This is a genomic window from Actinomyces sp. ICM47 (genome assembly GCF_000278725.1).
In the GTDB taxonomy this organism is placed as follows: Bacteria; Actinomycetota; Actinomycetes; order Actinomycetales; family Actinomycetaceae; genus Pauljensenia.
The window spans coordinates 1-13,110 of record NZ_ALCA01000129.1; the positions used below are offsets into that span (position 1 = coordinate 1).

At 65.4% G+C, this 13,110-nt stretch carries 11 protein-coding genes; 4 read left to right on the plus strand and 7 right to left on the minus strand.

All coding sequences use genetic code 11. The annotated features are described in order from the left end of the window. Positions 1-19: 19 nt before the first annotated feature. The 3 genes from HMPREF1136_RS09440 to HMPREF1136_RS09450 form a co-directional block, all read right to left on the minus strand. The gene (locus tag HMPREF1136_RS09440; RefSeq protein ID WP_009649120.1) at positions 20-1,024 is read right to left on the minus strand and encodes a siderophore ABC transporter substrate-binding protein; all 1,005 of its coding nucleotides are present in this window, start codon (positions 1,022-1,024) and stop codon (positions 20-22) included. Positions 1,025-1,252: 228 nt separating this feature from the next. After that, entirely contained in the window at positions 1,253-3,334 is a 2,082-nt protein-coding gene (locus tag HMPREF1136_RS09445) for an NAD(+) synthase (RefSeq protein ID WP_009649123.1), read from the minus strand. Between the two features lie 21 nt (positions 3,335-3,355). After that, complete coding sequence (locus HMPREF1136_RS09450) at positions 3,356-4,111, minus strand: NUDIX hydrolase (protein WP_009649121.1); 756 nt, start codon at positions 4,109-4,111, stop codon at positions 3,356-3,358. A 104-nt stretch (positions 4,112-4,215) separates the two neighbouring features. Between HMPREF1136_RS09450 and HMPREF1136_RS09455 the strand changes: the two genes are divergently transcribed. Beyond that, a complete protein-coding gene (locus HMPREF1136_RS09455) occupies positions 4,216-5,226 on the plus strand; it encodes an SPFH domain-containing protein (protein ID WP_009649126.1) in 1,011 nt (336 codons plus the stop codon). 2 nt (positions 5,227-5,228) lie between these two features. After that, complete coding sequence (locus tag HMPREF1136_RS09460; RefSeq protein ID WP_009649118.1) at positions 5,229-6,128, plus strand: inorganic polyphosphate/ATP-NAD kinase; 900 nt, start codon at positions 5,229-5,231, stop codon at positions 6,126-6,128. Between the two features lie 446 nt (positions 6,129-6,574). Here the strand turns inward: HMPREF1136_RS09460 and HMPREF1136_RS09465 are convergent, their stop codons facing one another. The 4 genes from HMPREF1136_RS09465 to pta all read right to left on the minus strand — a co-directional run bounded on the left by HMPREF1136_RS09465 (position 6,575) and on the right by pta (position 11,113). Next, positions 6,575-7,330, minus strand: coding sequence for an NAD-dependent protein deacylase (locus tag HMPREF1136_RS09465; protein WP_009649117.1), 756 nt, complete (start codon positions 7,328-7,330; stop codon positions 6,575-6,577). Positions 7,331-7,496: 166 nt separating this feature from the next. Then, complete coding sequence (locus HMPREF1136_RS10360; protein ID WP_232204206.1) at positions 7,497-8,069, minus strand: DUF3800 domain-containing protein; 573 nt, start codon at positions 8,067-8,069, stop codon at positions 7,497-7,499. A 268-nt stretch (positions 8,070-8,337) separates the two neighbouring features. Then, entirely contained in the window at positions 8,338-9,537 is a 1,200-nt protein-coding gene (locus HMPREF1136_RS09475) for an acetate/propionate family kinase (RefSeq protein ID WP_009649124.1), read from the minus strand. A 97-nt stretch (positions 9,538-9,634) separates the two neighbouring features. Next, positions 9,635-11,113 carry a phosphate acetyltransferase gene (pta, locus tag HMPREF1136_RS09480; protein ID WP_009649119.1) on the minus strand — a complete coding sequence of 493 codons (1,479 nt, stop codon included), beginning with the start codon at positions 11,111-11,113 and terminating at the stop codon, positions 9,635-9,637. Positions 11,114-11,309: 196 nt separating this feature from the next. Between pta and HMPREF1136_RS09485 the strand changes: the two genes are divergently transcribed. Both HMPREF1136_RS09485 and HMPREF1136_RS09490 read left to right on the plus strand, forming a co-directional pair. Continuing rightward, positions 11,310-11,579, plus strand: a complete 270-nt coding sequence (locus tag HMPREF1136_RS09485; protein WP_034505705.1) for a hypothetical protein — start codon at positions 11,310-11,312, stop codon at positions 11,577-11,579. A gap of 168 nt (positions 11,580-11,747) precedes the next feature. Then, entirely contained in the window at positions 11,748-13,079 is a 1,332-nt protein-coding gene (locus HMPREF1136_RS09490) for a dicarboxylate/amino acid:cation symporter (RefSeq protein ID WP_009649125.1), read from the plus strand. Positions 13,080-13,110: the final 31 nt, after the last annotated feature.

The window sequence follows — 13,110 nt, forward strand, 5'->3', positions numbered from 1 at the left end:
CCGCAAGGGTGTCAGATGGTTACTTCTGGGCTGCTTCGAAAGCGTCCGCGAGGGAGTTGAAGATCTCCGTGTAGGTGATGATCGACTCGTTGGTGTAGGTGTCGTTCGGCGCGTACACGACCTGCTTGTTCTGGAGGGCAGTCACGTTCTGCAGGGCAGCGTTGTCGTTGATGACGGTCTCAGCCGGGGTGTTAGAGCCGTCCTTGGTGATCGCGGCGTCGCGGTCGAGCACGAGGATCCAGGCGGGGTTGGCCTGCGCGATAGCCTCGACGGAAATGTCGTCACCGGTGTGAGAGTCGGTCGAACCTTCGACCTCAAGGGCGGGCTTGAGGCCGAGCAGGTCGAAGACCGGACCCCACGTGCGGCCCTTGCCGGGCGCCACGTAGCCGATGTTTCCGCCGGAGACGTCAACCGCCATGACGGTGGAAGAGCCGTCGTAGGCCTTCTTCGCACGCTCGATCGAGGCGTTGAAGTCGTCAACCAGCTTCTTGGCCTCGTCCTGCTTGCCGAAGATCTCGCCGAGGTCCGTGACCTCGCGGATGAGTTCCTGATCGAAGGGCTGCCCCTCGCGCGGCTCGAGGTTGATGAGCGGGACGTCGGGGGCCAGTTCCTTGATCTGGGCGTCGTACTTGGAGAAGCGCTGACCGGAGATGATCAGGTCGGGTTCGGCGGCGACCAGGGCCTCGAGGTTGGGGTCGCGGTGCATGCCCACGTCGGCGATGTCATCGCCGTTGTACGCGGTGATGGTCGAGGGGATCAGCTTCTTGGGGGCAGCGACGAGCGGCACGTTCCACTGCGCGAGGACCTCGAAGGTGCGGTTGTCGAGGGATGCTGCGCGGGTGACGGGCAGCTTGATGTCGACCGTGCCATCGTTTGCCTCGATAGACACGGACGAGGCCTGGGTGGCCTCGGACGCGGAGGATGTGGTGGACTGCGAGGAGGAAGTGGCACCCGAGGAGCAGGCGGCGAGGCCGAGTGCCGCGATGGCGGCGATGGCGGCCAGGGACGTGGTCGTGCGAGACATTATTTCTCCGTCATAGTTACTTGCGATGGGGCTGAAATAGGAAAAGCTAGGCTTACCTAACTGCCAAAAGCAACCATACCGATATTTTGGGCTTTGTGCGTGTGAATGCTGGCATAGTCTCGCGGTCTGATGCGTTCCCTGGCGCGCATTGACAAGAAACATGTGGGGCGGTGCTCGCGTGAGCACCGCCCCACGGCAGCTTGCGACCGGGCGTGAGCGAATGTCAGGTCAGTCGACCAGGCCCTTCACGGCCTCGTCAAGTTCGGCGACCCAATCCGCGCCCGACACGTCCGAGGGCATGCGCCAATCCCCGCGCGGGGACAGGGAGCCGCCGGCCATGACCTTCGGGCCGTTGGGCAGGGCGCTGCGCTTAAACTGCTGGCTGAAGAAACGCCACAGGAACAGGCGCTCCCACGTCACGATCTCCTCCAGCGAGTACGCGACCTTGTCCTCCTCGGGGAAGCCGACCGGCCAGGAACCCACGGATGCATCCGACCAGGCCTTTTCTGCCAGGAATGCGATCTTCGAGGGGCGCGCGCCGCGGCGCAGCACGTGGTACAGCGTGAAGTCCTGCAGGTTGTAGGGGCCAATCTTGTCCTGCGTGGACTGCATCTTCTCGCCCGGCTTGGCGGGAACCAGCTCGGGGGAGATCTCCGTGTTGAGGATCGACAGGAGTACCTCGCCGACGCGCTCGTCGAACTGCTTGGAGGCCACGACCCAGCGGATCAGGTGCTGCATGAGGGTCTTCGGCACACCCGTGTTGACCGCGTAGTGGCTCATCTGGTCGCCCACACCGTACGTGCACCAGCCCAGCGCCAGCTCGGACAGGTCGCCCGTGCCCAGCACGATGCCGCCCAGGTGGTTGGCCAGGCGGAACAGGTAGTCGGTGCGCAGGCCCGCCTGGACGTTCTCGAAGGTGACGTCGTAGGTGGCCTCGCCCTCGCCGTAGGGGTGGCCGATGTCGGCCAGCATCTGCGTGGCCGCCGGGCGGATGTCGATCTCCTGGAAGGACGTGCCCAGGTACTGGCACAGCAGGGTCGCGTTCGTCTTCGTGCGCTCGGACGTGGCGAAACCAGGCAGCGTGTAGCACAGAATGTCCGTGCGCGGTCGTCCCAGCAGGTCCATCGCGCGGGAGGCCACGACCAGCGCGTGCGTCGAATCCAGGCCGCCCGAGACGCCGATGACGATCTTCGGGTTGCCGATCGCGCGCAGGCGCTGGACCAGGCCGGCGACCTGAATGTTGTAGGCCTCGTAGCAGTCCTGCTCCAGGCGTGTGGGGTCGTTGGGGACGAAGGGGAAGCGGTTGACCGCTCGCTCCAGGCCCAGGTCGGTGCGCGGCGGATCGAGCGTGATCTCGACCTCCTGGGGGGACAAGCGCTCATCCCCCGCGAAGTAGCGCTGCGCATTGTCCGTGAACGAATTCTGGCGCTTGCGCTCGGTGCGCAGGCGCTCCAGGTCCACGTCGGCGATCGTGATGTGCGCGCCCTCCTGGAAGCGCTCGCCAATCGCCAGGCGTTCCCCGGCCTCGTAAATCATGGTCTCGCCGTCCCAGGCCAGATCCGTGCTGGACTCGCCCATGCCGGCCGCCGTGTAGATGTAGGCCGCCGAGCAGCGCGCGGACACCGAGCGCACCATGAGTTCGCGGTCCGCGCCGCGTCCGACCGTGATCGGGGACGCCGACAGGTTTGCCAGGACGGTCGCGCCTGCGAGCGCCAGTTCGGTGGCGGGGGTGACGGGCACCCACATGTCCTCGCAGATCTCGATGCCGACGGTCAGGCCGGGCACATCGTCGGCGGAAATGAGGACCTGGCCGAAGGGAACCCACACGGGGCCGCCGGTGAATTCTTCGATGCCGCCCCACGGGACCTCGATGCGCTCGCAGGCGCGCGGGGGCATGGTGACGAAGTAGCGCTTCTCGTAGAACTCGCGGTAGTTGGGCAGGTGCGACTTGGGGATGATCGCGAGCACGCGCCCGCGGTGGATGGCGACCGCGCAGTTGTACAGGGCGTTGTCCTTGCGCAGCGGTGCGCCGACGATGAGGAGGGGGAGCAGGTCGGCGCTGGCCTCGACAATGGATCCCAGGGCTTTCTCGACGGTATCGAGCAGGACGTCCTGCAGGAGGAGGTCGTCGATGGCGTATCCGGAGACGCACAGCTCCGGGTAGACGCCGACGGCGACGCCGCGCGCGTCAAGCTCGCGTGCGGTGTCAATGATCTCGCGCGCGTTCTCGAAGGGGCGCGCGGGGTGCACGGGCAGGGTCACGGCGGCGACGCGCGCGAAGCCCTGGTCGTAGAGGGAATGGAAGTTCATGGTTCTCCTTTGGTACGGGGCTTATTCTCGCGTACTCCGCGCGCTTGCGCTCTTCATTGACGAGGCCGGGGTTGGGGTGGGCGGTCGGCGCAGGGGAGGATCGAGGACGAAGGCCGTTGCGTCGACACCGGGGACGAGGCGGTACAGGGTTGCGGGGCGTCCTGCTCCCTCGCGGACGGTGCCTCCTGTCGGCTCGATGAAGGAGGCTGTTTTCGTTGCTTTCCGGTGGAAATTGCGAGGGTCGAGGGTTGATCCCCAGATGGCCTCGTAGGTGGTGCGCAGCTGGGTGATCGTGAACTCGGGGCCGCAGAAGGAGGTGGCCAGGGGCGAGTATTCGATCTTGGAGCGTGCGCGCTCGATGCCGTCCGCCAGGATTGTCGCGTGGTCGAAGGCGAGTGGGGAGGTGGGTGCGAGGAGGTCATCGACGGGGTGCCAGAGTGCTCCGGCGGCGTCGCCTCCCGCGCGGGCGGGGGAGAAGGAGGGGGCCAAGAGTAGGTAGGCGACGGAGAGAATGGGGCCGCGGGGGTCTCGTCCCTGCGGTCCGTAGGTGCGCAGCTGCTCGAGGTAACCCGGGGGAGTGATACCGGTTTCCTCCTCAAGCTCGCGCGCAGCCGCCTCTTCGGTCTGCTCGCCGTCGCGCAGGAATCCGCCGGGGAGGGCCAGGTGATCCTTGAAGGGTTCGATGCCTCGGCGTACGACGAGGGCGTGGAGGGTGTGGTCGATGACGGTCAGGGCGACGATGTCGACCGCGATCGGGATGGTGAGGGGTTCAGTCATGGTGCCAGCATAACTTATTTGTGTCGAGTTGACATTAAATGTGAGGTGGGATTATTGTCATCATGACATAAACAAGTGGGAGACCACCCGACCAAGGAGCCATCATGGGAACCCTCCACCACCACCCCTTCCTCATCCGCTACCAGGGCGGAGCCGGCGACCACGTCGTCCAAATCCGCGCCGGACGCACCATCCGATCCGGAGTCGGCCAGTCCTTCTGGCTGCGAGCCGGGCGCTGCGCGCTCGCGGAAGTGCCCACCGCGAACCGCGCCCACAGCTTCCTCGTACAGGTCCCGTCCGCCGACCAGCAAAACGTCAGCGCCCAGGTCGCCATCACCTACCGCATCGAGGACGCCGAGGCGGCCGCTTCGCACTACGACTTCGACCTGTACCCGCGCGATGCAAGCAACGACGCGCAAGGCCTGTGGCAGATCGACGAAACCGTCACCCGAATCGCTCACTCGGCCCTGGCCTCGTCCATCGGCGCGATGCCTCTGTCTGACGCCATTTCCGGCTCCCTCGAACGGGTCGGCAGCCTGCTCGCCCAGACTTTTGCCGCCGACGAACAGCTGCGCGCAACCGGCGTCACCGTCGTCGACGTGCGCCTCATGAGCCTGCGCCCTGACGAGGGCGTCGAATCCTCGCTGCGAGCCCCGCTCCTCGAGCAGCTCCAGGCCGAGGCTGATCGCGCCCTCTACGAACGTCGCGCCCTCGCCGTCGAACGCGAATCCCAGATCTCCGAAAATGAAATGCAGTCCAAGCTCGACCTGGCCCGCAAGCGTGCCGACCTGGTTGACCAGGAAGGACACAATGCCAGGCGTGAAGCTGAGGAGAAAGCCGCTGCCGACGCGATCGCCGTCGAGGCGGAAGCACGACGCATCGTCGAAAAAGCCAAAGCCTACGAAGCGGACTGGAAGACCGCCGGTGCCGCGCGGACTGCGACCGATGCGTCCTACGTCAGGGCCCTCGGCGAGGCCGGGCCAGAGGTGGCGCGCGCCGTCGCCCTCAAGGAATTGGCCAAGAACATGCCGTCCTTCGGCGACATCACCATCACCGCCGACGTGCTCAGTGACCTCGTCTCCGCATTCACCGGCTCCAAGAAGGCAGGCAAGTAGCCATGCGACGACGCGCCGTCATCGTCCGACGCCCCACCGAGTATGACGAACTCATGGACCGCTACTCCACCCGCGGCCAGGTCGAATTCGTCCTGCGGTCACGCGGGCGCAGCCTCGAAGCCGTCGAGCGAGCGCACGAGTCCCACCTGGCAGCCCTGGCCCGAGTGCGCGCAGGCATCCCGGACGGGTGGGCGAGCGCCGACGTCGAACGCGACTCCCTCTCGCGCTTCCTCTTCGCCCCCGAGGACGTCATCGTCGTCGTCGGACCCGACGGCCTGGTCGCCAACGTTGCCAAATACGCTGGTGACCAGGTCGTGGTCGGCATCAACTCGGTACCCCAGTCCAACGCGGGTGTCCTCGTGCGCTGCACGCCCGACCAAGGCGTAGGGGCGCTGCGCCGCCTTGAATCAGGCGCGGACCTGCGCGTCGATCACCTGACAATGGTGCGCGCGGCAGCCGACGACTCGCGCTCCCTGACCGCCCTCAACGAGGTGTTCATCGGGCACCCGAGCCACCAGAGCGCCCGCTACGAACTCTCCCTTGGGTCCAGCGTCGAACGCCAATCCTCATCGGGCGTCGTCGTCTCCACCGGGACCGGCGCAACCGGGTGGGGGGCCTCCCTCAAGCGTGGGCGTGCGATGGGGGAGATGCCCGCCCCGACCTCGCCCTCACTCGCATGGTTTGTGCGCGAGGCCTGGCCCTCCCCCTATACCGGCATCGAGCACACCGAGGGCATCCTGGACGAGGACGAAGAGCTGAGCCTCGTCGTCGGCTCCGAATCCCTCGTCCTCTTCGGCGACGGCATGGAATCTGATCGGCTCACCCTTACGTGGGGCCAAAGCGTGCGCGTCTCGCGCGCCCCGCGAGCGCTCTCCCTCGTGGACCCCGCGGGCTTGGGGTAGGGGTGATCTTGACATGAGCAGACTCTGAGGAACTGCTGGACAGCAAGCAGCCTGTGAAGGTAGCATTGGAATCGGTAACGGGGCTAGTGCTCAGAGTGCCACATCGAAAACCCACGCCCTCGCGGTGTGGGTTTCCGTCTATCTAGCCGAAGGAGGCCAGATGCTGGTTGCTTATCTCGACGAAGTTGCCGAGGCAGGAGCGACTGAGCCCCGAGGACCGGACCCGGATGGAAGAAGCGAAGGCTGGAATACTTGCAGTTGCTCGCGCTAGTGGGCTATGACGCAGTAGTTCTCCGGTTCTCGGATAGGTTGCGAGTATGCGGATAGGTTACGAACATCCGGATAGGTTGCGAGCATACGGATAGCTTATTTTCCTATCCGCATGTGCATAACCTATCCATATGCGCACAACCTATCCGCGTGTGAAGACTCGCGCGCGGCAACGCCTACGCGGGTACGACGCCCTCCGCGCGCAGCTCGTCCATGACGCGGTCGAGGGTCGCGCCCACGGGGTCGCGGACGATCAGGTCTGCGTGCGCGTCGGCCGAGGTCGGGGTGGCGTTCATGAGCACCAGGTGATCCCCGGAAAAGTAGTTGATGAGGCCCGCGGCCGGGTAGACGACGAGGGATGTGCCGGCCACGATCAGCGTGGATGCCCGCGCAATGGCGGACACGGCGGCCTCGATGACTCCCTGGTCGAGGGATTCGCCGTACATGACGATGTCCGGGCGCATCTGCCCTCCGCACGACGGACACGCGGGCACTGGATCCCCGTCAACCTTGACAGCATCAATGAGCGCGACGACGGTCCCGCAGCGCGTGCACACGAGCCGTTCCCAGTTGCCGTGCAGCTCCCACACAGCGCGCGACCCGGCCCGCTGGTGCAGGCCGTCGATGTTCTGCGTAACGACGGCGTCGAGGCGACCCGCGGCTTCCAGAGCGGCCAGGGCCTTGTGTGCGCCGTTGGGTTCTACCGGGCGGTACACCTCGCGGAACCACTCCCAGTACGCTTCGGGGTGCTTGGTGAAGAAGTCAATGCTCAGGACCGTCTCGAGGGGAATCTCGCGCTCCTGAAAGTAGAAGCCGTTCGCCCCGCGAAAATCGGGGATACCCGACTCGGTGGAGACGCCCGCGCCCCCGAAAAACACGGTGGACGGTGACTCCGCAATCCAATCCGCCAGGGTCGAAACGTCGCTGTTCATGAGGACCTCCTCGCTCGCGCTACCCTCCCAGGATACGCCCGAGGCCGGGGCACCACGTGGGGACCCCGGCCTCGTTGGCGCGAAAGAATCAGGCGAAGGTCAGCGCCTGGCGGGCGATCGCCAGCTCCTGGGGCAAGCCTGCACGCGGCGAATGCACCGTCGGGCCTCATGTTGCCGGTTTGCCTGTAGTGGGTGCACTTGCGCGGGCATGTACGAGCTGGAGGAGGGAGAGATTCTGGGGAGACATACCGGTTAGGGAATCGAGGTGGGGGCGTGCCCTGTCGAGAATCCGGATGTGGTGGATATTGCCGATGCTGCGTCGATAAAACTGGAGGGTGGATTCATACGTGAAACCTCCACGAAGATCAGCGAAAAAACTGTCTGCTACCCATCTGTACGAGCTGTTGAGTACCAACTGATAGTCACATGCTCTGCCGATGAGGGCTGCGACCCAGTCTGCGCACTGGATGTTTGTGGAGAGCTCCGAGTCAATATATGCGGGAGCTTCAAGGATGCGCAGCATCTCCTGATGTTCCTTGATGCGACTGTAGATGTGGGCATAGCTGCGTTTCACCTGGTGAAAGCGCTGCTTCTCATTGATCATGTCCTGAAAGAGGAGGATGTTCTGGTCCTCGTGTTCGGCATACCTGCAGAGTCGGTTGATCGCCTCACTCAAACATTCAAGAGTTCTTTCCTCGCGTTTATTTTCCCAGTTGTTGTCGGTGTTCTTGCCCCACACCTGGCCTGGGGAGCCGATGGGTTTTTCACGTACGAAGTAGAAGAGCTTTCCGCCGTACCTGTGAGCATGTTTCTCCTCACTGAGAGACGCAAAGACCCACGGCGCAACGTGTGCGCCCGTGGGCCCGCGGATTGGCACTCTGCGAGGACCTGCTCGCCGTTACCACTTCTGATCGTAGTCGGTGTGTGGGTGGGAAGTCAACTACGCGACGGATACGCCCGAGGCCGGGGCTCCACGCGGGAACCCCGGCCTCGTGATGGCCTAAGAATCAGGCGAAGGTCAGCGCCTGGCGGGCGATCGCCAGCTCCTCATTGGTCGGGAAGACGTAGATTGTCACCGTCGAGTCGGGGGCGGAAATGACGCGGGGTTCGCCGGAGCGAACATTGTTCGCCTCGACGTCGATCTTCACGCCGAAGGGGGCGAGGGCCTCGGCCAGCTCGCGACGCACTGCTGCGTCGTTCTCGCCGATGCCAGCGGTGAAGGTGATGACGTCCAGGCCGCCCAGCTCGGCGGTGTAGGACCCCACGTACTTCAGGAGGCGGTTAATGTAGACGTCCATGGCGACGCGGGCACGCTGCTGAGCCTCGGGGTCCTCATCGTTGTGGATCATGTCCCACACTGAACGCATGTCGGACTCGCCGGTCATGCCCTTCATGCCGGACTTCTTGTTGAAGAGGGTGTCGACCTCGTCGACGCTCATGCCGGCGACGCGCTGCAGATGGAACACGACGGCGGGATCGATGTCGCCGGTGCGGGTGCCCATCATGAGGCCCTCGAGGGGGGTCAGGCCCATGGACGTGTCGATCGGCTTGCCGTTCTTGACGGCCGACACGGACGCGCCGTTGCCCAGGTGCAGGACGATCTGCTTGAGGTCGTCGCGGCCTTCCAGCTTCGCGATCTCCTGGGAGACGAACTGGTGGGAGGTGCCGTGGGCGCCGTAGCGACGCACCGAATACTTTTCGGCGGTCTCAGTCTCCAGGGCGTACAGAGCCGAGCGAGCGGGCAGCTGCTGGAAGAATGCGGTGTCGAAGACGGCGACGTGGGGGACGTCGGGCATGAGTTCGCGCGCCACGTCGATGCCCTTGAGGTGGGCGGGGTTGTGCAGGGGAGCCAGCGGGCACAGCTCCTCGATGAGGTTGCGGACCTCGTCGGTGATCAGTGCCGGGCCGTCGAAGTAGCGGCCGCCCTGAACGACGCGGTGGCCGACGGCGAGGATCCCGGCTTCGGCCAGGGTCGGACCCTCGGTGTCAAAGAGGCGCAGAACTTCACGCATGCCGACTGTGTGGTCGGGAACCGGCAGTTCTTCCTCGGTGACGGCGTCGCCGTGCGCGTGCTTAATGAAGCCCATCGGGTCACCGATGCGCTCAACGAGGCCCTTGGCGATCGCGTCGCCGGTCTCGGGATCGACGAGCTGGTACTTGATGGAGGAGGAACCGGAGTTAATGACGAGAACGGAGGACGAGGTCACGCGTTCGCCTTTCGTGTTGGTGAGATGGAAGAGAGTTGTACGAGGCCGGGGTCCGGTCAGCGACAATAGTAACCGGACCCCGGGACCTGGGTCCCGCTCAGCCCTGGGCCTGGACGGCGGTCAGGGCGACGGTGTTGACGATGTCTTCGACGAGGGCGCCGCGCGACAGGTCGTTGACGGGCTTGTTGAGGCCCTGCAGGACCGGGCCGACGGCGAGCGCGCCGGAGGAGCGCTGAACGGCCTTGTAGCCGATGTTTCCGGCTTCCAGCGAGGGGAAGACAAAAACGGTTGCCTTACCAGCGACGTCGGAGCCCGGCAGCTTCTTGGAGGCGACGGCCGCATCGACGGCCGCGTCGAACTGGATGGGGCCTTCGATGGCCAGCTCGGGGGCTTTCTCGCGGGCGAGGCGGGTGGCCTCGACGACGGCGTCAACGTCCGGTCCGGCCCCGGAGGTGCCGGTCGAGTAGGACAGCATCGCGACGCGCGGGGTGACGCCGAACTGGGCGGCTGTGCGCGCGGAGGTCACGGCGATGTCGGCGAGCTGCTCGGGCGTCGGGTTGGGGTTGACGGCGCAGTCGCCGAACGCCCACACGCGGTCCTTCATCGCCATGAGGAAGATGGAGGAGACGACGGAGACGCCGGGGGCGGTCTTGATGATCTGGAAGGAGGGGACGATCGTGTGCGCGGTCGTGTGGGCGGCACCCGAGACCATGCCGTCGGCGTCGCCCATGTGGACCATCATGGTGCCGAAGTAGGACACGTCGGTGACCTTCTTGCGGGCCTGCTCGAGGGTGACGCCCTTCTTGGCGCGCAGGCGCGCGAACTCCTCGGCGTAGCGCTCGAGGTAGGCGGGGTCGTCCACGGAGACGACCTGGGCGGCGCTCAGGTCGAGGCCGAGCTCGCCGGAGCGCTTGGCGACGTAGTCGGCGTCGCCCACGAAGGTGATGTCGGCGATGCCGGCGGCGAGGACCTGGGCGGCGGCCTGGAGGACGCGGTCGTCGTCGGGTTCGGGCAGGACGATACGCTTGCGGTCGGCGCGGGCGCGTTCGATGAGGTCGGCCTGGAAGGCGAGCGGGGTGACGGCCGTGGGGGTGGCTGCGGCGTGCAGCGTGGCGGCGGCGTCCTCACCCAGGGGCAGGGTCAGGACGGGCACGTCGACCTCGAGTGAGGGGGTACCACCGGTCAGGATCACGGCGACGACGGAGGCGGCAGCGGCCTCGGCGCGCAGGCGGGCGGTGGCGATTTCCTCGGTGAGCAGCTCGGCGCTGGCGCCCTCGGCGTCGAAGGCGAGGACGACGCCCGCGCGGGTGGAGGCAGCGAGGTTCAGGTTCCAGGCCACGTGATCGAAGGCGCGGTTCGAGGCCTCGCGGGCGGGGGTGATGAGCGCGTCCTCGCCGGCTGCACGGACGGCTTCGACCGCTGCGGGCAGTGCAGAGGCGGGGCGCAGGGCCGCGTCGGTGGCGGTCGTGCCGGCCAGGGCGTTGACGGTGGCGACACCGAGAACGCGGGCCAGCTCGTCAGTGGCGAGGACAGCTGCCTCCGACGAACCGGGGGCGACGACGATGAAACGAGACACTCGAATACTCCTTTGGGACGAGAAAATATGGTGTGGCCGGAAAGCCTTTAGTCCTATCCTAAACCCGCTTGCCGTCATTTTGTGGCACTCTTTCGGCTCGAGGCCGGGGCCGTGGATGCGGGAACAAGGGCAATCGCTGACCGATTGTGTCGGATCGTACGCTAGGGTAGGGGGCGTGGAAAACGAGGAGACAACCGTGCGCGCACGACTGGGTGCGTTTCTCGGCGCTACCCTGAGCGCGGGCGGTGTCCTCGGCGTCATCGCTCTGGCTGTGACAGATCACCGACATCGGGCGGTCATGCTGCTGGTCGCAGTCCTTGTCGGAATGGGGATCGTGCGTCTGTGGACGCCCGGGCGACCCTGGTTTGCCTCACGCGGGCGCCTCGCCGACGCGATTGTGTACGTGATTCTCGCCGCGATTATCTGGTATCTAGCTCCCTTTGTGTCGACGATGGCGGTGCGCTGAAAGCCTGGGGATCGTTGAATCCACGCAGGAAACCACGGCCTCGTCAACAGTGAGTGGGGCGGAGGAGATGCGTGGCGCATATCCCGTATCGTGGTTTCGGATTCAAGAATTCGTAAAGGTCGGGCATTCTATGGGTGACCCATCGTCCCTAATCTCAAGGTGAAACACATGCGCGCGTTCCTGCGTAAGTCCGGAATTCTTGTGTGGGTGATCGCTGCGATCATCCTTGCGACTATCCTTGGATCGATCCGTGTCGGCGGCAACCATTTGGTCCCCGTGGAGATCGGTCGTATCTTCGCGACGTTCTCGGCTATTTTCAGCCAGTTCCTGTCCTTCTCTATTCCGCTGATCATCATCGGCCTCGTGACCCCCGCTATCGCGGACCTGGGCCGCGGTGCCGGCAAGTGGCTGGGCATTACGACGGCGATCGCCTACGGCTCGACGCTCTTCTCGGGCTTCCTGACCTTCCTGGTGTGCGCCTCCCTGTTCCCGCGTCTGCTCGCCTCCACGCAGCTGGCCTCGGTGGCAGAACCCGGTAGCGCGCTGGATTCCTACTTCACTATCGAGATGCCCGCGCCGCTGCAGGTTATGACGGCCCTGCTGTTGTCCTTCGTGGTGGGCCTGGGCCTGTCGATGGTCCCGCGCGGCGTCCTGCGCAAGGGCTTCATCGAGTTCCGCGCCATTATTACGCGCCTCATCGAGACGATCATCATTCCGCTGCTGCCCCTGCACATCTTCGGTATCTTCCTGAACCTGACCTACACGGGCGAGGCCGCCTCCATCATCCGTACCCTGCTGCGTGTCGTGGTCGTGGTCCTGGTCCTCGAGGTCGTCATCCTGCTGACCCAGTTCTGCTTCGCCGGCGTGGTGGCTCGCCGCAACCCCATCAAGGCGCTGCTGACGATGATGCCCGCCTACCTGACGGCGCTGGGCACCTCCTCCTCCGCTGCGACCATCCCCGTGACGCTGCGCCAGACCAAGAAGAATGGCGTGTCCGACGCGGTTGCTTCCTTCACCATTCCGCTGTGCGCCACGATCCACCTGGCTGGCTCAACCTCGAAGATCTTCTCCTTCGCGTTCGCGATTGTCCTGACCCAGGGCCTGACGGTGTCCACCCTCCAGTGGGTCGGCTTCATCTTCATGCTCGGCATCACGATGGTCGCCGCCCCCGGTGTCCCCGGCGGTGCCATCATGGCGGCCACCGGTCTGCTCAGCTCCATGCTGGGCTTCGATGACGCGCAGGTCGCCCTCATGATCGCGACCTACATCGCCTTGGATTCCTTCGGCACCGCCACGAATGTGACGGGCGACGGCGCGATCGCGCTCATTATTGATCGCATGGCGCACGGCTCGATCGGTAACGAGGGCGACCCGGAGAACGCCCGCGAGCTGGCGTTTGACGGCATGGCCTACCTGGACCGCGTGTCGGTCGAGGGCGTTGTCAGCCCCGAGGATCTGGCCGATTCTGCTGCCCGTAACGGTGCGGAAGTCAGCGCGTAAGTCCTGCTCGACGCCCTGTGCGCGCCCGCCG